This window comes from Vibrio rubrogenes (genome assembly GCF_059641415.1).
The window spans coordinates 1-24,382 of record NZ_JCARSY010000022.1 but is presented as its reverse complement, the minus strand read 5'-3'; the positions used below and the strand labels follow the sequence as shown (position 1 = coordinate 24,382).

The following is a 24,382-nucleotide window of genomic DNA, read 5'->3' as shown; positions in this document are numbered from 1 at the left end:
ATGCGCTTTTATTCATATATTTGTTTCTTATCACGCTCTTTCACGGGATTCGACAGCGGTTCAATTTCACAAAGTGTGATTGTGCTAAGCTGGGGATAACTTTGTAAGATCCACGCTTTTGTGCACGTACATGTGGGTAAACTAGGGACATTTAGGGTAGATCCAAGAATAAATTGGCCAAAAAGTGTGAATAACTTGGATCTAGTTTACAGGATTGACGATCAATTACTGGCGATCTTGAAGATCAACAGGTAGAATTGCCAGTCTTTATCGATCATCTAATCAGAGTGAGGGAACAGTGTCATCTTCTCTTTGGTTGCAATGTTTGCAACAGCTTCAGGAAGAGCTTCCTGCGACAGAATTCAGTATGTGGGTTCGACCGCTGCAAGCCGAGCTCAATGACAATACTCTCACTTTATTCGCCCCAAACCGTTTTGTGCTTGATTGGGTACGAGATAAGTATCTCAATAGCATCAATCGCCTTCTCAACGAGTATTGTGGGAGTGATATTCCAAGTTTGCGTTTTGAAATTGGCAACCGTCCGGTTGATGAGCAGAAACGCACACCGATACGTACACCGGCAGATGTTGCGGCCGAGTCCTCAGCGCCAGCCCGACTGCAAGCCAGAAAACCGGTTCATAAAACTTGGGATGATGATTCGGCACCGATCGAGATTAATTACCGATCGAATATGAACCCGAAGCATAAGTTCAATAACTTTGTTGAGGGTAAATCGAACCAGCTTGGTCTCGCAGCGGCAAAACAAGTCTCTGATAATCCGGGAGCAGCTTATAACCCCCTCTTTTTATACGGTGGTACCGGTTTAGGTAAAACGCACCTGTTACATGCGGTTGGCAATGCGATCGTTGATCATAATCCACAAGCAAAAGTGGTTTATATGCATTCTGAGCGGTTTGTGCAGGATATGGTAAAAGCGCTGCAAAACAATGCTATAGAAGAATTTAAACGTTACTATCGCAGTGTCGATGCCCTTTTGATCGATGATATTCAGTTTTTTGCCAACAAAGAGCGTTCTCAGGAAGAATTCTTCCATACTTTTAATGCGTTACTTGAAGGTAATCAACAAATCATTCTGACTTCAGATCGTTATCCGAAAGAGATTCACGGGGTAGAAGATCGTCTTAAATCCCGCTTTGGCTGGGGCTTGACGGTGGCGATCGAACCTCCTGAATTGGAAACGCGAGTCGCCATTTTGATGAAGAAAGCAGAAGATCACCAGATCCATCTGGCTGATGAGGTTGCTTTCTTTATTGCCAAACGACTGCGTTCAAATGTCCGTGAGCTGGAAGGTGCGCTGAACCGTGTCATTGCCAATGCTAACTTTACCGGTCGGCCAATTACGATTGACTTTGTTCGTGAAGCTTTGCGTGATTTATTGGCTTTACAGGAAAAATTGGTCACGATTGATAATATCCAGAAAACCGTGGCTGAGTATTATAAAATCAAAGTTGCAGATTTACTGTCGAAGCGTCGTTCACGTTCGGTTGCCCGGCCTCGTCAATTAGCGATGGCGTTGGCGAAGGAACTGACCAACCATAGCTTGCCGGAAATCGGTGATGCGTTTGGCGGACGTGATCATACGACGGTTCTTCATGCTTGTCGGAAGATAGAGCAACTCAGAGAAGAAAGTCATGATATCAAGGAAGACTATTCTAATTTGATTCGGACGCTCTCTTCTTGATGTTTCTCGGGAATAAATAGTCATACAGAACAAATAGCACGGTGTCGGTCGATCCCCCCGACCAGATCGGTGGGGTGACATATAATAAAGAGCGAACTATGAAATTTACCATTGAACGTAGCAATTTGATTAAACCGCTTCAGCAGGTATCCGGAACGGTTGGCGGACGGACAACGTTGCCGATCCTCGGTAATCTGTTGTTGGCGGTTGAAGGTGATACCCTCATGCTGACGGCCACCGATCTGGAAGTTGAATTGGTTGGTAAAATTGCTCTGGAAGGTGATGTGGAAACGGGCCGTGTGACTGTGCCAGCCCGCAAACTACTCGATATTTGTCGCGGACTTCCTGATGATGCAATGATTTCCATTTTATTGGATGGTGATCGATTACTGATTCGTTCTGGTCGCAGCCGTTTTTCTTTGGCAACGTTGCCGGCAAAAGATTTCCCCAATATTGAAGACTGGCAGAGTGAGTTATCGCTCACTTTGTCGCAGGCGGACTTACGCGGACTCATCGAAAAAACGCAATTCTCGATGGCCAATCAGGATGTTCGCTATTACCTCAACGGGATGTTGTTTGATATTGAAGAGACAACATTGCGTTCAGTGGCAACCGATGGTCACCGTATGGCCGTTGCTCAAGTTGCCTTATCCGAATCATTGGCGGCACAACAAATTATTGTGCCGCGCAAAGGGGTTCTCGAACTGGTTAAGTTGCTTGATATGCCGGAACAGCCGGTTGTCGTGCAAATCGGTAGCGCGAACGTTCGTGTTGAAGTAAATCAGTTTATTTTTACCTCCAAATTGATCGATGGTCGTTTTCCTGATTATCGTCGAGTGTTGCCTCAGAGTACCAATAAAATGCTGGTGGCTGCTTGTGATGTCTTGCGTCATGCGTTTTCTCGCGCTGCGATTCTGTCCAATGAAAAATTCCGCGGTGTCCGCTTGAATATTGATGGTAGTGATATGCGAATCACTGCGAATAACCCGGAGCAGGAAGAAGCGGAAGAATTGTTGGATGTTCATTTTGAAGGTGAGCCGATTGAGATTGGCTTTAACGTGAGTTATGTGCTGGATGTCCTCAATACATTGAAGTGCGATAATGTCCGAATGTCGATGTCAGACTCGAATGCCAGTGCTTTGATCGAAAATGTTGAAGACGACAGTGCCATGTATGTTGTCATGCCGATCCGGTTATAAGTCTGATCAGACAATCAATGCATTCAAACGATAGATTGAAGTATGCCACTTTCGCGCTTAATGATTCAGCAATTTAGGAATATCAAAGCCTGTGATATCTCATTATCATCAGGCTTTAACTTTCTTATCGGGGCCAATGGAAGCGGTAAAACCAGCGTACTTGAAGCGATTTACATGCTGGGCCATGGTCGTTCGTTTAAAAGTAGTTTAACCGGCAGAGTGATCCAGAATGAGTGTCAGGAGCTGTTTGTTCACGGGCGTTTTTTGAACCCCGACCAAATTGAGATACCGATTGGCATTAATAAGCAGCGCGATGGCTCGGTTGAGGTTAAAATAGGGGGTCAGTCCGGACAAAAATTGGCTCAGTTGGCGCAGGTATTACCCCTGCAATTGATTCATCCCGAAGGCTTTGAGTTACTGACGGATGGTCCGAAACAGCGACGGGCATTTCTCGACTGGGGGGTATTTCATTCCGTAGTGGCTTTTTTTGAGGCATGGGGTCGCTTTCGTCGTCTGAATAAGCAACGTAATGCGTTACTTAAAACGGCGACGGGCTACCGAGAACTCAAATATTGGGATGCAGAACTGTCGCATCTGGCGGAGCAGATTGATGTATGGCGTGCCGATTATGTGGCGCAAATCAAGCCCGTGGCAGAAGCTTTATGTCAGTCATTTTTACCGGAATTTAAAATCCAGTTACAATACTATCGTGGCTGGGAAAAAGAGACGTTATATCAAACGCTTCTCGAAAGAAATTTTGAACGCGATAAACTGTTGGGTTACACATTCAGTGGGCCGAATAAAGCGGATTTAAGAATAAAAGTGAACGGTACACCGGTTGAGGATGTTTTGTCGCGCGGTCAGCTTAAGTTGATGGTTTGTGCCCTAAGGGTTGCACAAGGACAACACTTAACATCCTTAACGGGTAAGCAATGTATTTATCTCATTGATGATTTTGCTTCTGAGTTGGACAGTGAGCGCCGTAAAAGGTTGGCAGACTGTTTAAAAGCAACCGGAGCGCAAGTTTTTGTAAGCTCTATTACCCGAGATCAGGTGGATGACATGTATATGTCAGACAGCAAATTGTTCCATGTGGAACAAGGCCGGATAGAGCAAGGATAAAAAATAAAGAGAGTAACTCATGTCGAATAATTACGATTCATCGAGTATTAAAGTACTGAAAGGTCTGGACGCAGTCAGAAAACGTCCGGGGATGTACATCGGCGACACGGATGATGGTACGGGTCTGCACCACATGGTCTTTGAGGTGGTAGATAACTCAATTGATGAAGCGTTAGCGGGTTACTGTAAAGATATCGTCGTGACGATTCACGAAGATAACTCCGTCTCAGTCAGTGATGACGGCCGTGGTATTCCGACGGAGCTTCACGAAGAAGAAAATGTTTCTGCGGCAGAGGTTATTATGACGGTGCTGCACGCCGGCGGGAAATTTGACGATAACTCGTACAAAGTTTCCGGTGGTTTGCACGGTGTCGGTATCTCGGTTGTGAACGCGCTGTCTGAAAAGGTTGTCCTGACGATTCATCGTGGTGGTCACATCTATACTCAGACCTATCGTCACGGTGTCCCTCAGGCACCGCTGGCAGCCGTTGGCGATACCGAAAAATCCGGCACGATGGTCCGGTTCTGGCCGAGTAACGAAACATTTACCAATACCGAGTTCCACTATGAGATTCTAGCCAAGCGTCTGCGTGAGCTGTCTTTCCTCAACTCCGGTGTGTCAATCAAGCTGAGTGACGAGCGTGATAGCAAACAGGATCACTTCATGTATGAAGGTGGTATCAAGGCATTCGTTTCGCACCTGAATCGCAATAAAACCCCGATCCACGACAGAGTTTTCCACTTCAATCAGGAGCGGGAAGATGGCATTACGGTTGAAGTCGCAATGCAGTGGAATGACAGTTTCCAAGAAAGTATTTTCTGCTTTACCAATAATATTCCTCAGCGTGATGGCGGAACGCACATGGCCGGTTTCCGGGCTGCATTGACTCGGACGCTGAACACATTTATGGATAAAGAAGGCTTCAGTAAGAAAGAGAAAACCGCAACATCCGGTGATGATGCCCGTGAAGGTCTGACAGCTGTCATCTCAGTGAAAGTGCCGGATCCTAAATTCTCCAGCCAAACAAAAGACAAACTGGTTTCTTCAGAGGTGAAATCTGCGGTTGAAACCACAATGGGTGAAAAATTATCTGAGTTTCTGATTGAGAACCCGAACGAAGCTAAAATCGTTTGTTCGAAAATCATCGATGCTGCTCGTGCCCGTGAAGCGGCTCGCAAAGCGCGCGAGATGACTCGCCGTAAAGGTGCGTTGGATCTTGCTGGTCTGCCGGGCAAACTGGCGGACTGTCAGGAAAAAGACCCGGCCCTTTCTGAACTCTATATTGTGGAGGGTGATTCGGCTGGTGGCTCTGCCAAACAAGGCCGTAACCGGAAGAATCAGGCAATTTTGCCGCTGAAAGGTAAAATCCTTAACGTTGAAAAAGCCCGTTTTGACAAAATGTTGTCTTCTCAGGAAGTTGCCACGCTGATCACTGCATTGGGTTGTGGCATTGGTCGTGACGAATATAATCCGGACAAACTGCGTTATCACAACATCATTATCATGACTGATGCCGACGTTGATGGTTCGCACATCCGTACCTTGTTGTTGACCTTTTTCTATCGTCAAATGCCTGAGTTGATTGAGCGGGGTTATGTTTATATTGCTCAGCCACCGTTGTATAAAGTCAAAAAAGGGAAGCAAGAACAGTATATTAAAGATGAAGATTCAATGACCCAGTATCAGATTTCACTGGCGTTGGATGGGGCATCATTCCATGTCAACCCTGATGCACCTGCGCTGTCTGGTGGGGCGCTGGAAGGGTTGGTTCAGCGTTATAATTCCGCGATGAAGTTAATTGAACGGATGAGCCGCCGTTATCCATATGCTTTGGTTGGCGAGTTTATCTATATTCCTCGATTGACGGAAACCGATTGTGCTGATCACGATAAAGTTGAAGCTTGGACCAAACAGTTAATTGAGCAGCTCAATGCAAAAGAAGTGGGTGCAAGTCAGTACAGTTATAAGGTCGAACAAAATCAAGAGACCGGGATTTTTTCTCCGAAAATAACGGTTCGTACGCATGGTGTCACTTACGAATATACGCTGAGTGTCGATCTGTTGAATTCGAAAGAGTACGGCTCATTGGCTACCTTATCTGAAGAACTGAACGGGTTGATTGAAGAAGGTGCGTATATTCAGCGCGGTGAGCGAACTCAATTGGTGAATAGTTTTGCCGAAGCCGTTCAATGGCTAATGAAAGAGTCTCGCCGTGGTTTGGCGGTACAGCGATACAAAGGTCTGGGAGAAATGAACCCCGATCAGCTGTGGGAAACCACCATGGATCCGGAAACACGCCGGATGATGCAGGTGACCATTGATGATGCGGTTGGTGCCGACGAGCTGTTTACGACCCTGATGGGCGATCAAGTTGAACCGCGTCGTGCCTTCATTGAAGACAATGCGTTGAAAGTTGCAAACTTGGATGTCTAGCCTATCCCTCTGTGGGATCTCATCCTCCGTGATCTGAGATCTCACAATCGTGATCCGACGTCTCACAATTCGTGAACTGAGGTTTGGAAATAACCACGATTGGATTTGAATAGTATTTACTTAATAAGGAAGTTATAAGCAGGCTGGTTGGAGACCCAAGTAAGGGGCTTAGTTGTTAAGCCCTTGTCTTAGTGTTTATAAAACTTAAGCCTTAACATAGCTAAGAAATGACACGGAGGTCTCTGCTTTGCATCTTCACTCGTATCGCTTAAGGAATTTTCGACGTCTTAAGGATGCTCATATTGAGCTAGCTGACGACATATCGATATTTGTAGGATCTAATAACAGCGGAAAGACGTCGGCAACTCAAGCCATTCATGCGTTTGTCTCAGGCGGAAAGGATCGTTTCAGTCTATATGATTTTAGTTCTTCTTGTTGGAAAGCCTTTGATGAAGCTGGGGGCATCAATCTTGATGAATCAGTTCCCGAGAGTGGCAATCTCTCACTTCCAAGCATAGAGCTTGATCTCTGGTTCGAAGTTTCTGCGTCAGATCTTTACCTAGTAATTCCCTTACTTCCGAGTACTGCATGGGAAGGAACCAAGGTAGGTATTCGGGTTTCGCTGGCAGCTCGAAATCCTTTAAACCTCGTTCAAAATTATCAAGTAGCTAAGGCTAAGGGTACTGAGCAGGCCGCGGCACTGCCGCCAGGGTCACTATATGTTCCTTGGCCTCGCTCCATGACGGACTATCTTCAGCGTGAACTCAAAAGTGAATATGAGCTGCGCTATTTCATCTTGGATCACTCACAGTTTGATGAGAACTTCCGTGAGATTGGGAGCTATGTTCCGGAAGAATTAGGTGGAGAGCCTAGCGGTGGTAAAATCCTGAAATCGCTTATTCAAATTGACAGCTTGGGAGCTCAACGACATCTTGCTGATCCCAATCCGGAAGTGGGTGGAAGATCGGAAGATCTGTCAAAGCGTTTGAGCCGTTTTTACAAGCACAACCTCGATCAAAGGCAAGACGACCACGCTGCACTGAAGGCGTTGTTCGACTCAGAGCAAGCGCTCAATAACCATTTAGATGGCGTGTTCAAACCAATGCTTGAACGACTTGCGAGATTAGGTTATCCGGGCATTAATAACCCACGATTGAAAATAATGTCGGCGCTAGATCCCGCTCACGTGATGAGCCAAGACGCGCGTGTTCACTATCAGATCGGAGAAGGCGAAGACATCGCCACATTGCCGGATAGTTATAACGGCCTAGGGTTCAAAAATTTGATCTACATGGTCGTGGAGATTTTGGATGCTCAAGCGAGGTGGGAGACGATGGACAATCGCCCTCCATTGCATCTGATTTTCGTGGAGGAACCAGAGGCTCATCTGCACGCACAACTCCAGCAGGCATTTATTCGAAATGTGCTGGAGCTTCTGAACATAGAAGGCGATGACGGAAGTATATTCGGCAGCCAAATGGTTATAACGACCCATTCACCACATATTCTTTACGAGCGTGGATTTAAGCCAATCCGCTACTTCCGCCGGAAGAAGGTTGAGAATGAACAGCTGACAGAGGTTCTAAATCTATCCTCATTCTACCAAGCCCAGCCTGATGATCGGGACTTCCTAGAAAGATATTTGAAGCTGACACACTGTGATCTCTTTTTCTCAGACGCAGCTATTCTCGTTGAAGGTAATGTTGAAAGATTGCTCATGCCTATAATGATCGGGAAAGTTGCTAAACCTCTCCGATCAGCTTCTCTATGTATTTTGGAGGTCGGAGGAGCCTTTGGGCATCGCTTCCAATCACTTATAGAATTTCTTGGTCTAACGACACTCATAGTTACAGATATTGATAGCGTCTCTCTCGTGACTCATAAGCCCGGCGATGAAGTTGATGACGAGGTTGAAGAGTTTGAGGCTCCTGTCGAGGAAGTGGATGGTACCGCTGTTCAGGCTCTGGATGATGGGCAAGATCCGCCAGTGGCCGCCCCACCCAAGAAGAAATATGGCAAAGCTTGCTTGCCTAGTGAGCCTGGCGCTGCGACCTCGAATCAAACCCTTATAAAATGGCTTCCTAGAAAACAAACAATCGAAGACTTGCGCAACGCCTCGGATGCAGACAAAACTCACGAGCTTGTACACGGCGCAAAGGTTCGTGTTGCCTATCAGATTGAGCGTGAAGTCACTTGGAATGGTTCCACTGAAAATCTTTGCGGACGCACACTTGAGGAAGATTTTGGCCTTGAGAATCCAATATGGTCTCAAGATCCTGCAAGGAAGCCTCTTGGTCTGATTGTGAAGGGCGAAGTTGTCAGTCCCAGTGCGCTTGCTAAAGGTCTCCATCAGAAAGTTTCGCGGAAAAGTTTCGATAAAACGAGGTTCGCGCTCGCTTTACTCACCGAAAACGAAGACGCGTGGAATGTCCCGGAATACATCCGTGATGGATTGGTCTGGTTAAAGGATGAAGTGCGGATCGAACTTGAGGCCGTGCTGTCTGACACAATTCCTAATGCTGACATTGTCGCTGGAGCTGCGCATGAGTAGCCGAGCAAATAAGCCGGATACCCAGGCAGACATCGACCTGCGAAATTGCCTTGAGAGCGTTCCTCCGCGCAGTTTTATAATGAAGGCAGGTGCAGGGTCTGGAAAAACCACCTCTCTCATTAAGGGCTTGTCGTCGGCTATTCAAATACATGGGGAAAAACTGAGAAAATTCCGTCAGCGTATTGCCTGCATCACTTACACGGAAATTGCGGCCGGAGAGATTTGGAAAGATGTTGGAAATGATCCTCTGGTACATGTATCGACCATTCACAGCTTTATGTGGCTGCTAGCCAAACCGTTTCAGAACGATATTCGCGTTTGGGTTTCTGCACGTATCGTGGAGAAGATCGAGGCTATTGAACAGAAACAGGCAACCTATGGGTCTAGGGTTCAACAGCGCACAAAGGACAAAGACTCTAGAGACTTGGCGCGTCTTCGTAGGCTGTCGGGGCGTGTCAGTGCAGTCAAAAGTTTTCGCTACGGTACAGGGAGCGACTACGTTAAAGGGGTTTTAGGTCATGATGATGTTCTGAAGCTTGTAACTTACCTAATAGCTGAACGCCCCCTCTTTCGGACTCTTCTTGCACACCAATTTCCTTTTGTTTTTGTGGATGAGAGTCAAGACACGACAACTGAAGTAATTGAAGGATTGAAGGCCGTTGAGCGTGAGCCGGGTGTAACATTTTGCCTGGGTTTCTTCGGCGATCCGATGCAACGAATATATGCTACGGGAACAGGTCTGGTTGAAGCAGAACCCCATTGGATAGACATCCCGAAGCAAGAGAATTTTCGATGCTCAACGAAGGTTTTAGATCTTGCAAATGCTATTCGGCACGATGGTGATGATCTTGTTCAAGTTCCCGGCAAGCGTATAAGTCCGGAGGGCATCACTCCAACACCTGAGGGCTCGGCCCACCTTTTCATCTTGCCAGCAGATGATACGCGAGATGCAAATTTAGTCAGAGTGCGCGACTGGATGGCAGCACGCACGGGGGATGGTCACTGGCGACTTGGTAATACTGACGAGGATCAGGTAAAGCTTCTTGTAATTGTTCACCAGATGGCAGCAAAACGTCTAGGATTTGGAGAGTTGTACTCGGCTCTCAACTCTAAAGCGCCTGCAGCATTCAAAAACGGCTTTCTAGATGGCTCTGCGTGGCCGCTTTCGCCGTGTTTGAAATTTCTCATTCCGATATCACTTGCTCATACAGAAGGGCGACAGCTCGAAGTGATGAGGCTGATCCGGAAGTATTCGCCCCTTTTTGAAAAAGATACTTTAGCCGGTGTGGATGTGGCGGAACGACTTAATACGCTCAGAGGGCTTGTTGACTCAATTGCAGAAGGTATAGTTGGGAAGTCCAACGAAACTATCGGCGACCTGTTGAAGCAAGTTAATGCTGCTGGATTAATAATCTTTGATCCTCGGCTAGCATCTTATTTGGATCCTGAAGCAGCTCCACAGGCCCCGACCGCAGAAGCTGATGATGAAAATGACGATGACCAAGAGGAAGATGAATCTGAGAAGGAAATGGCCTCGATGGATGCTTTTCTTGCGTGCCCGGCAAAACAGCTCCTAGAGTACTACACCTATATTTCGGAACGCTCTCCTTTTGGGACTCAGCAAGGTATCAAGGGGGCTGAATTCGATAGAGTACTCGTTATTCTAGATGATGCGGAAAGTACTCATTTCCAGTTTTCCTATGAAAAATACCTGGGTCTCAAAGAGCCTTCGAAAACCGATCTAGAACGCATTGAGGCTGGCGAAGAAACAACGATGGATCGAACACGTCGTCTTTTCTATGTATGCTGCACAAGGGCTTTGAAAGATTTAGCAGTCGTCCTTTTTACTGCAGACCCAGAAGGAGCAACAGCTCATATACGCAAGCTTGATCTTTTTGAAGAGCATGCCATTCATACCTCTGCGGCTTTTGACGCGGAATAAACCAAGATACTTTTGTAGCGGAGAGGGTTTGATTAGGGTATTACACGAGTGACTCAATCAAATCCGCCTGTATTGATTTATTAAAGTATAACACTTTGATTTTTATAGTGCTTTTTCTTAGTTTTCTTTTGATTTCTCTCCTTCTGTTGCCTTATTCTGGTAACAAATTAACCTTATTCCCGGAACATATTGATGACTCCATTTGGATTGTATTTGGAATCACTAAGGAGAAGTCGTCAGTTGCAACAAGTTCAGTTGGCTGACCACCTTGGTGTGAACGCCTGCTACGTGAGTGCAATGGAAAACGGGAAGAAAGGCCCGCCTTCACAGCAAGTCCTAAACAAGTTGATAGCGTCCCTGAAGCTGGATGCTGAAGAGCAAGAAACGCTCTGGGACAAAGTAGACGAATCTCAGCGAACGATTCGACTACCGGATAACGCAACACTGGAAGAGTACGCCCTGATGCGTGACCTGCGTCGTCACCTGGGTGCTTTGAGTTCAGACAAAGTAAACGTCATTCGTAACATACTGAATATGGATGTCAGGCCAAAGTCTGGGGTCGAGATCAGGAGTATTTGATGGCTTAAAAACAAAACGGGACAACCCGTAAGGACTGCCCCGCTGTGCTAGTGTAAGTTGATACTTACGACGTGAGAATCAAAAGTATCCCTTTTCCCTGCCGCGCGCGCAAGAACTCCTGAGTAACCTAACCATAAACAGTAATTTTTATTACCTCTAGGGGTAAGGGTTTTTCATGTCTTTTAAAAATACCGTGGTTCCATTTGGAACCCTTCGGAGGGCCAGGCTGCGCCTAAAATCGGCTCCTCAACCATCAGTGAAGCGTGCAAGGGAGCCGGTTAGACCAACCGCTGGCAAAGTCGTGGGTTTCCTACCTTCAGTAAAAAACAAACGCCAAGTTGCCTGGGAGTCACAACTCGAAAAGAAGGCTTGCTTGCTTTTTGAGTTCTCTCCCATAGTGTCCTGTTATAGGGAACAGCCAATAACCATCAGCTTTCCGAGCGGCGGGTGTATTCGAAAATACACCCCAGACTTTGAATTGCAACTGAACACCGGGCAACGGATCTACGTTGAAGTGAAACCTGCCAGTAAGTTAGCTGATGATGAGCTGAAAGCGAAGTTCCGCGATATAGATGCCTTCTGGCAGCAGCATGGCTGCTACTTCATCGTGATAACAGATGAAGAGCTGAACCAGCCAGTCAGACAGAGCAACCTAGCTTTCTTAAGACCTTATCTTGCATACCAATGCAGTGCTGATGTTATCGGGCAGGCCAGGTTATGGGTGTCTTCACATCAGGACGCAACTCTTGATGAGCTTACAAGCTTCATTGGATCGCTCAGTGATGCCTATGCTTTGCTCGCGCAAGGCCATATTACATTCGACTTGGATCAACCTATTAATCTCGACTCATTACTAACTATCCAGCCAGAAGGATCAACTGATGAAACTTGCCTCTTTGCATACCGGACTTCACCTGACTTTGAACGATGTGCCTTTCATGATCAGCCGAATATTAGAGGGAGGTGAATGTTATCTGGAGCGTAAGTCTGATCTGGCAGTTGTAAAGAGAACGAAACAAGAGCTTATGACGGCTTTGTATCATGGAGAGTTGATCATTCACGGCAATAATGCGGCCTCTGCTAATTCTGCCAGAAGCGAGATTGACCTGAGCGGGTTGGATAGTAATAGCCAGCAGGCTGTATTGAGAAAATACCATTATGTAAAACTTTTGAGAGACTTGCATGGTGTTCAGCCATCTAAGGTTCACCTAGAGGGCGTTATCCGCTTGGGAGCCGAAAGGCTTGGTGATGAACACCCTCCAAGTGTGCCATCTGTTTATCGGTGGTGGCGTAATTGGAAAAGCAGTGGTTATGACATTCGAGGTCTGATGAACAAGCCTTCTGGATTCAAAGGATCAAGAAAGTTTAAAGGTGTCGTTGGACAAGTGTTACATGAGGTAGTTGAAGAGGTGTACTTAACCCCTCAAAGAATTTCGATACAGGCAACCTATGAAGCATTTCTCGCTCGTATGTTATTAGTTAATTCCGCAAGGCAAATCCCATTGGAGATTCCTAGTCGGGCTACCTTTTATCGGTTGCTGAAAAATTCAGATAAATATGAGGTCATGGCTGCGAGGTATGGAAAAGGCGCAGCAGACAAAGCGTTCCGGGCATCTGGTTTAGGGGCATGTCCGACCAGAATACTTGAGCGGATAGAAGTTGATCACACCCCAATGGACGTTCATGTACTCAACCCTATTACCGGCGTTGCCGATGGCCGCCCTTACCTGACGCTTCTGTTAGATCGGTATTCAAGAATGCCTGTGGGAATGGAGATTGGTTTTGAGCCGCCTTCTGAATTGTCCGTTATGAGGGCGCTGCGCAACGCTATCTTGCCAAAGTGCTATATCAAGCAGGATTACCCAGATATCGAAAACGATTGGCCTGCATTTGGTAAGCCGGTCATGTTGATCTGTGACAATGGGATGGAGTTTCATTCACATCAACTGCGAAGGATGTGCGGTGAATTAGATATCGATTTGCAGTTCTGCCCCAAAGCTCAGCCTCAGTACAAGGGAGCTGTTGAACGTTTCTTAGGAACATTGAACCGCGAAGTATCTCACCGGATACCAGGAACGTCATTTTCAAACATCAATCAGCGTGGCGACTATGACTCTGTAAAACAATCCAGCATTACCCTAGATGACCTCAAAGAGCTAGTCCATCAGTGGATGATCGATATTTATTGTCAAAAGACTCATAGAGGAACACAGAGAACGCCAGCAGCCCTCTGGAACGAGGGGCTGAAGGTTGTGGAGCCAATGCTGCCAGAAAGTAAGGAGCAGCTTGATCTGATTCTGACTTCTGAAGATGAACGTGTACTGAGTCATACGGGCATCGAGTTCAAAGGTCTGTTTTATAACTCTGCCGAGCTGAGCTTGATTCGCCATCTAGGCGATTGTCACAAGGTGAGGTTCAGATACGACAAAGAGAACCTGGGGTTTATATGGGTGTATGACGAGTATGAAGGTAACTTTCTCAAGGTGCCTTGTATAGATCCTGATTACGCTACAGGCCTGACGCTAAGACAGCATTTGCAAATCCGTGCTGACGCGCGAGAACGTGGTGCTTCCGAGCAGGAAATGGCTTCATTAATGCGCAGTAAAGAAAAGCTCAGGCAAAAGATTGAACAGAAAAGTAAGCATAAGTTGTTACGTGAGAGACGAAAGGCCGCTAGGGATAATTCTGAAGCGTTAAACAAACAGCCTAATCAATCCGCTTGGACAGCAAACAGTGTTGAGCCCGTCTTAACTCTTGGAGCTATGGATAACTGGGACCATGACGACATTCCAGTCTTTTCTGTCATTGATAGGGCGGAAAATCAATGATGTATACAGCAAAGCAACTGAAGAACATCGCTGCGATCCGTAGCCTTGTCATCAATCATCCCCAGTTCGATCGTGCGTACCAGGCGATTGTGCATGCTTACCAGATGAAGGCTTTAATCAACACCGCTCAGAACATCATTTGTGTCGGCCAATCTGGGACAGGTAAATCTACGCTGAAAGAAAAGATGCGTCTTTCTTTCCCCGAAATTGAAACGAGAGAAAAGAAGATCATTCCGGTTTTGGTTGTCGATACTCCATCGGTACCAACGGTTAAGAACATAGCTGAAGAGATGCTTATCCAACTGGGAGATCCCAGGTTCAACAAGGGGTCAGCGATTGAGAAAACCAATCGTATTCTGAACTACCTGGATAAGTGCGAAGTGCAAATGGTGATCTTTGATGAATTGCAGCATTTTGTTGACCAAGGGAAACGAAGAACGCCATTGGAAGTGTCCGACTGGCTGAAAACAGTGATCGATAAAGCCGGTGTTTCTACTGTTCTTATGGGGTTAGAACGCAGTGAGGCAATCCTGGAGGTCAATGAGCAGCTAAGGCGGCGCTTTAGTCGTAGAGTTGATATACCGCCCTTCAGTATCCGAACAAAGGAATCACGAGCGACCTTCCTTGGTGTTATTCGAGTATTGGATGAGAAAGTGGGTTTGCCAGTTCGCATCAACTTACAGGACAAAGAGCTGATCTTGTCATTGTTCTTTGCAAGCAATGGAATCATTGATTATTTGGTTAAGCTTTTCATAGGTGCCTATGAGCAAGCGATAAAGCTGGATTATGACAAGCTGGATAAAGAATGCTTCTACATTGCTTTCACTGAATGCATTTGGGCTGAAGGCATTGGCAATTTGAACCCATTTCATGAAGGATTTAAATATGAGCATTTGGATAAGCCTGGTATGCCATTTCACCGGGTTATCTCCAATGAGAGTAAAAGGGTGCGTGCGTGATGGAATACAGGCTAATCAAACCGTTAATTCATCCGCCCGGATACCCGGATGAGAATCCAATGACCTACCTTATCCGTATCGCTCAGCTTAATGATTACAATTCATATAGATGGCTGTTTGATTCGAACAGAGTTCCAACTCACTCCCTGTCACTTCAGAAGATTTATCCCATCTTAGCGGGAACAGATTGGAGCGGCTATGAACTAGGCCGAAAATTTACGTCAGACTTCATCTCTCTGTATCCCAATGAGATCCAAAACAGGATAATCAAATACTGCCCCTTGTGCCTGCAAGATCAGCCATTCTTCAGAGTTCATTGGCAGATCAAAGTATCCATGTGCTGTCCTCATCATGGTGTTTGGCTGAGTTACCAATGTGAGTTCTGTAAGAGCCCTTTAGAGGTTAAGAACAATAAGATCGATGCCTGTTCATGTGGTAAAGCCTTCAGTGAAGCGAAACCGGAACTCTGCTCTCAGGATGTTATAAATCTTCAGCGTTTCATCGAAGGCGATTACATCAACATGGATGACGAAGCGTTATGGCTTCTCAATAACCTTGATGAACTCGATATGGATAGCCGAATCCAATTTGTCAGATTTGCTATCCGGTGGATAGATAAAGAGCAAAGGGGTCAGGTGATACCCCAAATAGCCCTGTCGGATTTTGTGTATGCGAGAGAGTATATAGATGATGCCAGTGAAGCCTTTTTTACGGGCAAAGCTGGCTTCTTTAGTTTTTTGAAGAAAATACATGGAGTCACACCTAGCTCACCTCAAATATCCGACCATTTCAGCCACTTCTATCTGGAGTTTTTTGACCGTTTCTCGGGCCAGGTGTTTCATCAGTATCGCCAGTTGATTGAACTGTACATAAACAGGTTCTGGACGAAGCCGCTAAGCAGAAGAAACAGTCATTTTTCTTCTAGAACAATTGATGACCATCCCTGGATACCGTTACAGCAGGCATGTCGTGAGTTTGAGATACATAAGAGCACGCTGAAATCAGCAATTGAACAGCGGCTTGTTAGAAGTGAATCACTAGAGAAAGAAAAGCGTGTGGTGACGCTAGTCTATAAACCGGACTTGATAGCCAGAGAAGATAGATTAAAAAGTCTACTGTCTGCTAAAGATGCTGCATCAGCTCTGGGTTTAACCAAGGCTCAGTTTGCCAGGTTGAGAGAGGTTGAGGGATTTGAGGCGATTTCAAAGCCTAACGAGCAAGGTGGCTCTAAATGGCAATTCTACAGAGATGATATTTACCACTATCGAGATTCATTCCTAGATGAAATTACGAATATCCCCGGAGATCATTGGTCGCTACCTCAAGTACTTCAGTACTTTGGTGGTCAAATTGAAGATCCACTTATCACCATCCTCCGCGCTATTAAAAGTCAGGAGCTAAAAGTGTCTGCTAGCCTTGAATCTAGTATAGGCTTAGCTTCTATGTTGTTTTCTCAGTCTGAATTTCTAACCTGGTATGAAAAGATAAAATCTAGCAGTAATGTGATTAGTATCCCGGTTGCTGCAAAGCTAATGCAAATTCAACAGCAGTTTACATATCAGTTAGTGAAGGTGGGCTTGCTTGAGACATCTTCGGCATTAGGTGGGACTACGAGGTGGCTTTCACAAATCAATATTGAGCAATTTCAGCAGAAGTATATTTTGCTATCGAAGCTGTCTAAGAATACTGGGCTGAGCTCAAGAACTCTTATTTCATATCTCGCCAGTATCGGTGTATTTCCAGTGGATCAGGGATGGGAAATAGCGCTTAGGCAAAAAGTATACATAAAAGAGCAACTTTCCGATGTTCAAATTTTGATAGGCTCTTTATAAATCGATCTCTATACCGTAAATTTAGAGATCGCCTGTTGGCTTACTAGGATGTGGCAAGATCTGTTAGTATGAATGTAGTTCAGCATCAGGGAGTCGGATGTGTATTTATCAAACCTAATTATTAAGAACTTCCGAAATTTTGAATCGATCAATATCCCGTTGGCTCGAAATATAGTGCTTCTGGGAGAAAACCGAGTTGGAAAAAGTAATTTACTTCATGCGATAAGGTTGGTGCTTGATTCTTCGCTTTCTGATTCTGATCGGCAGCTTAAGCTGTCAGATTTGTGGGATGGCTGTGATCTTGCGACAGCTCCTCAGGTTGAAGTACATCTAGATTTTTCAGATTTTGACAATGATGTATCGCTAGCTGCATTGTTAACTGATTTTCGGAGAGCGGATGCTCCTGCTGTGGCAAGGCTGAGTTATGTATTTAGGCCAAAGGCAGATTTACATGGAGTTCCGAATTCCAGCGAGGATTATGAATTCTTGATCTTCGGAGGAGGGGAGGAAACACGATCTGTACCAAGTAGGGTTCGTCGGCGGATATCTTTGGATATGCTCCATGCTTTGCGTGATGCGGAAGGACAGCTTGCATCTTGGCGAAATTCTCCTCTGCGGCCTTTATTAGAAGAAGCAATCGGGTCTGTTGACCGATCTGCGCTCGCTGATGTCGCTGGCGTCTTAGAGACTGCAAATGCCAAGGTAGAATCATTTGAACCAGTTAAGGAGCTTGAGGAGTCCCTAAGAAATGGGATTTTAGATCTTTCTGGAAAATCCCAAGACCTTGATGCTCGCCTTCGTTTTTCACCGTCCGATCCCATACGGCTATTTCGAGCCATTTCTCTCTTTATTGATGATGGTAAGCGTGGAATAGCTGAGGCCAGTTTAGGCTCTGCTAACGTAGCTTTGTTAGCGCTTAAGCTGGCCGAGTTCAGTTGGCTTCGTAAGAAAAATGAGCGCAACTACTCGGTTCTTTGTATCGAAGAACCTGAAGCACATCTTCATCCACAGCTCCAGCGTTCAGTGTTTGATAAGCTTTTTAATGATAATGCACCAGATCAATCGCTTATTGTATCAAGTCATTCGCCAACTCTCGCCGCTGTTGCGCCACTCAAGTCTATTATCAACTTACGGTGTAAGGACGGTTCTAGTCGTGCATTTTCACTAGCTCAACTTCCAGTGACAGAAGATGAACTTGAAGATATAGAACGTTATTTAACGGCAACCCGTTCGGAATTACTTTTCTCTAGAGGAGTTATCTTTGTTGAAGGTGATGCTGAGGAAGCTCTTCTGCCTGTTTTTGCAGAGAGCATTGGATGTAATTTAGACCAATTAGGTATCACTGTTTGCAATGTGGCTGGAGTGAACTTTAAGCCTTATGTGAAACTGGCTGCCAGTCTTGGGCTACCTTTCTCTGTCATAACTGATTGGGATCCGCTGGATGGCACTAAAGCTCCCTTAGGAATTGAGAGAACATTCGGCATATGGGATGCTTACTGCGAAGTTATTGGTAGACCTCCATTGACTATACAAGAAAAAGTGCTGCCACCATTCGTTGATTTTAATGATTTTAGCAAGCGCTGGCACGCAGCAGGAATATTTCTAAACAGCTTAACTTTTGAAGTGGCCATCGTGAATTCGCCAAATATACGGAATGTTCTTTTAGAAATATTAGATGATCAGGGCTTTGGCCCAACTCGTACCAATCGAATAAATGCTTGGAAAAACGGCCATCCAGTAGACTCTCGTCATTTGTTGTCAATGATATCAGATATAGGTAAAGGGCGTTTGAGCGCTAAGCTTGCTAAAAAGGCTGTTGGATTGACACCACCAGAATACATTACTTCTGCCATCCACTTTGTGGCTTCCCGTGTCTAAGCCGAGATCTCTTGAACTAGCTTTAGAGGATCTCAGGCGCAATCCTGAGCAGTGGGAAGCCGCGCATTCAACAGGTCATTGTGTTGTGCTTGCAGGTCCGGGAAGTGGAAAAACCAAAACACTTACTATCACTATGGGAAGGTTGCTCTCTGAAGAAGTGACTGAGCCTCGTGGTGTAGCATGTATTACCTATAATAATGAATGCGCACTTGAGCTGGAATCACGCTTGGTTAAGCTTGGTATCATAGCCAATGAGCGTGTTTTTATTGGTACGGTACACAGTTTTGCTTTAACTCAGATCCTTTCACCATATTCTCGTTGTGTACCGAGTCTCTTACCACCCTGTTATCGTGTAGCAACGGCTGCTGAGTGCCGCACGGCTGTAGAAGTTGCCTATCATAAGGTGTTTAATGACGGAGGAAATCCCCATCAGCGCTGGCAGATAGCTGCTGAAAAGCGTCGGCAACATGTAGATAGAGACCTCCAAAACTGGCGCGGGCAGAATGAAGAATTAGCACATTTTATTGAGGCCTATGAGACTGAGTTGCGATTTAATGGGCTCATCGATTTTGATGATATGCCTTTAATTGCTTATAGAATGGTTAAAGACCATCTTTGGATACGGCGAGCTTTACTATCTCGATTTCCTGTATTATTTGTCGATGAATATCAAGATTTAGGTCACGCTCTTCACGAGCTGGTAATGCTACTTTGCTTTGAAAGTGGGATCCGTTTATTTGCCGTGGGGGATGTCGATCAGTCTATCTATGGTTTTACTGGAGCGAACCCTGCTCTTCTTGATGGACTGACCAAAAGAGCAGATGTTTCTACAGTTAAACTCCGCTTCAACTACCGTTCTGGAAGTAAAATAATACAGGGGTCATTTGGTGCACTTGGTGAAGAGCGAGACTATCAAGGGCTAATGGAGTCAGGTGAAGGCGAGATTAACTTTTGCCCCATTCCGAGCAACTTAGAAGGCCAAGCAGCATATGTCGCTAAAATAATTGTACCTGATTTGTTGTCCAAAGGTGTTGAACCTGAACAAATAGCCGTCCTGTATCGAGCTGCATGGCTTGGAGATAAGGTTGCGGACGCGCTTGATTTATCGAGTAGACCATACATACGAACAGATGGAAACGCTCTAATCCCTCGAAGTTCTCGCTTCGCGCGATTTATTGAAGCTTGTGCGAGCTGGGTAACAGGTGGTTGGGTTGAAGCCAATCCTTCATTCCAAAGGTTACAACGAGAAGCTTATTCTTTGGTCTATGGTGGAAATGCGACCGACGCTGAAAAGAACATTATTTCGGGTCAACTGATGAGCTTCCTATGTAGTGGTATTGGTAGGGAAGAATTTACCAATACCTGGCTACGTCGTTTGTTGGTTGAGTTGGTCGAACCATGGAAGCAGGTTTGTCGAAATGTTCATCAAGAGTGGGATTTGTGTTTAACGTTGATTTCAAGAACTAATCCAGCTCAGGAATTAGACATACCTCTGAATTTTTTTGCTGGCCGCATTGATGGATCGGGTCGTATTACTCTTAGCACTTTACATAGTGCTAAAGGTCGTGAGTTTAAAGCTGTCATCATGTTTGGTATTAATAAGAATGGATTACCAAGTCAGCGAGATTTACAAAGTAATAAGGATATGAGAGAGGCTCGCAGGCTCTTTTACGTTGGAGTAACACGGCCCAAACAATACTTATATTTAGTGTTCGAAAAGGGTGCACACTCACCATGGGTAGAAGACCTCTATAAAAGAATCAACTGAGTTTCACGAAGTATGAGATTTTGGTATGAAAGTGCTATGAATTATGAGATTCCAATCTTGTTCAAAAATCTCATAATCTTTGAACTGGCTTAGAATATCTAGGATCACTGAGTTCATGAAGAATGAGATCCCACACCCTCTCATGAGAAACCATACCTTGTTATGGAAAGTTATGGAAAACAGCTACCAGTCGGTGGCTGTTTTTTTGTCTGTACTTGATACCAATTGGATATGAGAAAGGAGACAAAAAATTTTAAAAAAATTTATTTGATCCCCTTGATCCGAATTTGAACGACCATATATCTAGGTATGAAGAGGATGCCAACCGGGCCTCTGAATCGGAAGACCGCCTTGCTCTGATGAGAAGGTGAGTTAACCAAAGTACAACTGTTCGCTTTCTGGGTCATCTGAACAGATAGTCGGACAAAAATTCATGAAACTATTGCTTCATAGCGAGGATAGAAATATGAGAACTGTCGATTTCACACCTTTATACCGGAATGCCATTGGCTTTGATCGCCTGTTTAATTTAATGGAAACAGCCAACGCAAAAAATGGCTCTTCAGGTTATCCCCCATACAATATTGAGCAAAAAGGCGAAAATCAGTATCGGATTACGATGGCTGTCGCTGGATTTGCTGAACAGGACCTCGATATCACCCAACAGGAAAATACCCTGATTGTACAAGGTGAACGTAAACCTGAAGATGAGAAAACCTATATCTACCAAGGCATTGCAGAACGCAACTTCGAACGTAAGTTCCAGTTGGCGGATTATGTCAAGGTCGTGGGTGCAACCATGGAAAATGGCCTGCTGCATGTTGATTTGGAACGTGAAATTCCAGAAGCAATGCAGCCACGCAAAATTGCGATTAACGGTAAAAACCTAATTGAAAGTAAAGAATAACGATCAGTTAGGGAAAGTTGTGAAAGAGCGCCTTTAGGCGCTCTTTTTGATCGCCTCTCATTTACCATTATTGGACAGACCACTATCGAATGATCATTTGGTGGCATTAAATATCCAAAAAACATCCAACCGGCTGTAATAAATTGCTCTTTTATCCGTCTAACTATCATAAAGGCTGTTGAGTCATCGTGAATTTATCACATTCGTATTGGCTAAGATAACCATTGCACGATACAGTTTGGTAAAGGCGAATTAATAACCAACTCTCATGAGAGCATGGAAGGATAGCTTATGTTGATCAGGAAAAAACCACAGCTCACCGAAGCTGATGTGACACCGGAAGCCATTTATCGCTCTCGCCGGAAATTTATGCAAGGTTCGCTCGCTCTCGGTGCCAGCGTCTTGCTCCCATCATTGAATGTACTGGCCAAACCCAGTCAGGAGGCCGGAAAATTCCAGCCGAATGCACCGCAATGGCTGAAACAGCAGTTAAATGATGCGCAGGCAAATCAGCAAGTCATCAACGAACCCTTAACGCCTTACAAAAATGTCACGCAGTACAACAACTTTTATGAGTTTGGCTATGGTAAAAGTGATCCGGTTGATGACAGCGGGGATTTTCAGCCGTTTCCGTGGCAGGTCGAAATCGGTGGTGAAGTCGCGAAAGCCGGCACCTATCATTTAGAAGATCTCCTCAAAGGAATCACACTGGAAGAACGCATTTACCGTCTGCGCTGTGTGGAAGCCTGGTCGATGGTGATTCCCTGGATTGGTTTTCCTTTAGCCACATTACTCAAGCGGTTTGCACCGACCAGTAAAGCCAAATATGTCGCCTTTACCACGATAGAGCGCCCGGAACAGATGCCGGGACAGAAGAGTTTGTTTAGCTCGATTGACTGGCCGTATGTTGAGGGGTTACGCATCGATGAGGCGATGCATCCGTTGACTATGATTGCGGTGGGGTTGTACGGCAAAACCCTACCGAATCAAAATGGTGCCCCATTTCGCTTGGTGGTGCCATGGAAATATGGTTTCAAAAGTATCAAATCAATCGTCAAAATCGAGCTGACGGAAAAACAGCCACCGACGACATGGAGCCAATTAGCACCACATGAATACGGGTTTTATGCCAATGTGAATCCACAGGTCGATCACCCACGCTGGAGTCAGAAAGAAGAGCGCCGTTTGCCTTCGGGGTTATTAAGCCCGAATATTATTCCGACACGACTATTTAATGGTTATGACGAAGTTGCGCCTTTGTATCAGGGGATGGATTTAGCCCGTTACTATTAATTGAGTTCGTTAACGTCGTGGCAGGCTTTGAGCGTCGAGTACGTATGTAAGGAGAAATAGATGCCGGTTACTTTCCGTCGTATCGTGATGTTTATACTCGGCTGTACACCGTTGTCACTGTTGGTCTGGGGTGTTTTTACTCAGAATTTAGGCGGTGATCCGGCGAAAACCATTGTGTTGGAAACCGGACTTTGGACATTACGCTTTCTGCTGATCACTTTAATGGTTTCACCATTGGTCCGGCATTTGAAATGGCGTTGGCTGATGACCCATCGACGGATGCTGGGGCTGTTTGCGCTGTTTTATGGATTGTTGCACCTGCTGGCTTACTACCAGTTTATTCTAGGCGGTAATCTGACTTTGTTTGGCTCGGAATTGGTGAAACGGCCTTATATTTTGGTTGGTGCTCCGGCACTGCTGATTTTGATTGCCTTGGGGATCACCTCAACCAAAGGCTGGATGAAACGGCTCGGCAAACGGTGGCAAACGCTGCACCGTCTGGTCTATCTTGCGCTGATTCTGGGGTGGATTCACCTGTTCTGGCAGGTTCGTTCCAGTTATTACGAAGCTGCATTTTATGGCGTCATCAGTGTGGTATTACTCAGTTTTCGCCTGCCACAGCTGTGGCGGTTTGGTCAGTCTCGCTTGCGTCGACGAAACAGCGCATCACTCAAGCCTCATTAAGCTGGATGAACGTTCTGTTGGTGAAGATACCGTCTTCAACGGTGGTCGGTATCTTGGTGAATGCTCGGTGCTTTATCTTTCCCTTCATCGTCCCCACTCTTGTTGATAGTTTTGATACAATCAGTTGATCAGAATACAGTTTGATCCGACGGAGTTGGAATGAAAGAACCGGAAGTCACGACATACTATCTTGAAATGCACTCGCTGGCGGCGTTGAATGAAAAACCCCAGCCGGAAGGTTTTGAGGTCATCGAAGCGCAAGTCAAGAATTACCGCTTTAACCGTTATCTCTATCAGTTAGTCGGTGAACCGTGGCAGTGGCGGGATAAACTGGCACTTTCTGAGCAAGAATGGCAGGCATACGCTGAATCGCCACAGGTGAGAACTTGGTTTGCTTTAAGTCAGGGAAGTATCGCCGGTTATTATGAACTAGAGCAACAGGCTGACGGGAATATTGAAATCGCTTATTTTGGCCTGGCACCTGATTTTATGGGACATGGCTTCGGCGGTTACCTGCTGACCCATGCACTTCAGTCTGCATGGGGGTGGGATAACCCGCAGCGAGTCTGGGTTCACACCTGTACCCTTGACCACGAATATGCGCTGGCAAACTATCAGGCAAGAGGGATGAAGGTCTATCAACAAACCACGTCTGACGAGTGATTTGCCACGTTGATAGGATAAAATAGGACGGGGGATATTCC

Annotated in this window: 17 protein-coding genes; all 17 read left to right on the top strand. The window is 45.6% G+C overall.

What is annotated here, in order from left to right:
* The first annotated feature begins 298 nt into the window (after positions 1 to 298).
* The 17 genes from dnaA (at position 299) to AC55NX_RS14640 (ending at position 24,341) form a co-directional block, all read left to right on the top strand.
* Complete coding sequence (gene dnaA, locus AC55NX_RS14720) at positions 299 to 1,702, top strand: chromosomal replication initiator protein DnaA (RefSeq protein WP_496996417.1); 1,404 nt, start codon at positions 299 to 301, stop codon at positions 1,700 to 1,702.
* Between the two features lie 98 nt (positions 1,703 to 1,800).
* On the top strand, positions 1,801 to 2,901 hold the full coding sequence (dnaN, locus tag AC55NX_RS14715; RefSeq protein WP_496996416.1) for a DNA polymerase III subunit beta: 1,101 nt from the start codon (positions 1,801 to 1,803) through the stop codon (positions 2,899 to 2,901).
* 42 nt (positions 2,902 to 2,943) lie between these two features.
* Positions 2,944 to 4,023, top strand: a complete 1,080-nt coding sequence (recF, locus tag AC55NX_RS14710) for a DNA replication/repair protein RecF (RefSeq protein WP_496996415.1) — start codon at positions 2,944 to 2,946, stop codon at positions 4,021 to 4,023.
* A gap of 19 nt (positions 4,024 to 4,042) precedes the next feature.
* Positions 4,043 to 6,457, top strand: coding sequence for a DNA topoisomerase (ATP-hydrolyzing) subunit B (gene gyrB, locus AC55NX_RS14705; protein WP_496996414.1), 2,415 nt, complete (start codon positions 4,043 to 4,045; stop codon positions 6,455 to 6,457).
* A 247-nt stretch (positions 6,458 to 6,704) separates the two neighbouring features.
* A complete protein-coding gene (locus AC55NX_RS14700) occupies positions 6,705 to 9,008 on the top strand; it encodes an AAA family ATPase (RefSeq protein WP_434200932.1) in 2,304 nt (767 codons plus the stop codon).
* Complete coding sequence (locus AC55NX_RS14695) at positions 9,001 to 10,950, top strand: UvrD-helicase domain-containing protein (protein ID WP_496996413.1); 1,950 nt, start codon at positions 9,001 to 9,003, stop codon at positions 10,948 to 10,950. Before AC55NX_RS14700 ends, AC55NX_RS14695 begins: the two co-directional genes overlap by 8 nt.
* Positions 10,951 to 11,142: 192 nt before the next feature.
* Positions 11,143 to 11,529, top strand: coding sequence for a helix-turn-helix domain-containing protein (locus AC55NX_RS14690; protein WP_434200934.1), 387 nt, complete (start codon positions 11,143 to 11,145; stop codon positions 11,527 to 11,529).
* 175 nt (positions 11,530 to 11,704) lie between these two features.
* On the top strand, positions 11,705 to 12,496 hold the full coding sequence (locus AC55NX_RS14685) for a TnsA endonuclease N-terminal domain-containing protein (protein ID WP_434200935.1): 792 nt from the start codon (positions 11,705 to 11,707) through the stop codon (positions 12,494 to 12,496).
* A complete protein-coding gene (locus AC55NX_RS14680; protein ID WP_434200936.1) occupies positions 12,411 to 14,357 on the top strand; it encodes a TnsB C-terminal domain-containing protein in 1,947 nt (648 codons plus the stop codon). The genes AC55NX_RS14685 and AC55NX_RS14680 overlap by 86 nt, the downstream gene beginning before the upstream one ends.
* Positions 14,354 to 15,316: a TniB family NTP-binding protein gene (locus tag AC55NX_RS14675; protein WP_217497621.1), complete on the top strand. Its 963-nt coding sequence runs from the start codon at positions 14,354 to 14,356 to the stop codon at positions 15,314 to 15,316. The genes AC55NX_RS14680 and AC55NX_RS14675 overlap by 4 nt, the downstream gene beginning before the upstream one ends.
* On the top strand, positions 15,316 to 17,148 hold the full coding sequence (locus AC55NX_RS14670; protein ID WP_496996412.1) for a TniQ family protein: 1,833 nt from the start codon (positions 15,316 to 15,318) through the stop codon (positions 17,146 to 17,148). The genes AC55NX_RS14675 and AC55NX_RS14670 overlap by 1 nt, the downstream gene beginning before the upstream one ends.
* A 99-nt stretch (positions 17,149 to 17,247) precedes the next feature.
* Positions 17,248 to 19,026 (top strand): AAA family ATPase, encoded by a 1,779-nt coding sequence (locus AC55NX_RS14665; RefSeq protein WP_434200938.1) that lies wholly within the window; start codon positions 17,248 to 17,250, stop codon positions 19,024 to 19,026.
* The gene (locus AC55NX_RS14660) at positions 19,019 to 20,794 is read left to right on the top strand and encodes a UvrD-helicase domain-containing protein (RefSeq protein WP_434200939.1); all 1,776 of its coding nucleotides are present in this window, start codon (positions 19,019 to 19,021) and stop codon (positions 20,792 to 20,794) included. The genes AC55NX_RS14665 and AC55NX_RS14660 overlap by 8 nt, the downstream gene beginning before the upstream one ends.
* A gap of 466 nt (positions 20,795 to 21,260) precedes the next feature.
* Complete coding sequence (locus tag AC55NX_RS14655) at positions 21,261 to 21,701, top strand: Hsp20 family protein (RefSeq protein WP_077335520.1); 441 nt, start codon at positions 21,261 to 21,263, stop codon at positions 21,699 to 21,701.
* Positions 21,702 to 21,992: 291 nt separating this feature from the next.
* Positions 21,993 to 22,994 (top strand): protein-methionine-sulfoxide reductase catalytic subunit MsrP, encoded by a 1,002-nt coding sequence (gene msrP / locus AC55NX_RS14650; protein ID WP_496996411.1) that lies wholly within the window; start codon positions 21,993 to 21,995, stop codon positions 22,992 to 22,994.
* A gap of 60 nt (positions 22,995 to 23,054) precedes the next feature.
* Entirely contained in the window at positions 23,055 to 23,678 is a 624-nt protein-coding gene (gene msrQ / locus AC55NX_RS14645) for a protein-methionine-sulfoxide reductase heme-binding subunit MsrQ (RefSeq protein ID WP_496996410.1), read from the top strand.
* Positions 23,679 to 23,837: 159 nt separating this feature from the next.
* The gene (locus tag AC55NX_RS14640; protein ID WP_496996409.1) at positions 23,838 to 24,341 is read left to right on the top strand and encodes a GNAT family N-acetyltransferase; all 504 of its coding nucleotides are present in this window, start codon (positions 23,838 to 23,840) and stop codon (positions 24,339 to 24,341) included.
* The last annotated feature ends 41 nt before the right edge of the window (positions 24,342 to 24,382 follow it).

Coding starts and splice junctions, on each gene's coding strand:
- AC55NX_RS14655 (WP_077335520.1), top strand. CDS start 21,261: ATGAGAACTGTCGATTTCACACCTTTATACCGGAATGCCATTGGCTTT.
- AC55NX_RS14685 (WP_434200935.1), top strand. CDS start 11,705: ATGTCTTTTAAAAATACCGTGGTTCCATTTGGAACCCTTCGGAGGGCC.
- dnaN (WP_496996416.1), top strand. CDS start 1,801: ATGAAATTTACCATTGAACGTAGCAATTTGATTAAACCGCTTCAGCAG.
- AC55NX_RS14690 (WP_434200934.1), top strand. CDS start 11,143: ATGACTCCATTTGGATTGTATTTGGAATCACTAAGGAGAAGTCGTCAG.
- AC55NX_RS14675 (WP_217497621.1), top strand. CDS start 14,354: ATGATGTATACAGCAAAGCAACTGAAGAACATCGCTGCGATCCGTAGC.
- msrP (WP_496996411.1), top strand. CDS start 21,993: ATGTTGATCAGGAAAAAACCACAGCTCACCGAAGCTGATGTGACACCG.
- AC55NX_RS14695 (WP_496996413.1), top strand. CDS start 9,001: ATGAGTAGCCGAGCAAATAAGCCGGATACCCAGGCAGACATCGACCTG.
- AC55NX_RS14670 (WP_496996412.1), top strand. CDS start 15,316: ATGGAATACAGGCTAATCAAACCGTTAATTCATCCGCCCGGATACCCG.
- AC55NX_RS14640 (WP_496996409.1), top strand. CDS start 23,838: ATGAAAGAACCGGAAGTCACGACATACTATCTTGAAATGCACTCGCTG.
- gyrB (WP_496996414.1), top strand. CDS start 4,043: ATGTCGAATAATTACGATTCATCGAGTATTAAAGTACTGAAAGGTCTG.
- recF (WP_496996415.1), top strand. CDS start 2,944: ATGCCACTTTCGCGCTTAATGATTCAGCAATTTAGGAATATCAAAGCC.
- msrQ (WP_496996410.1), top strand. CDS start 23,055: ATGCCGGTTACTTTCCGTCGTATCGTGATGTTTATACTCGGCTGTACA.
- AC55NX_RS14680 (WP_434200936.1), top strand. CDS start 12,411: ATGAAACTTGCCTCTTTGCATACCGGACTTCACCTGACTTTGAACGAT.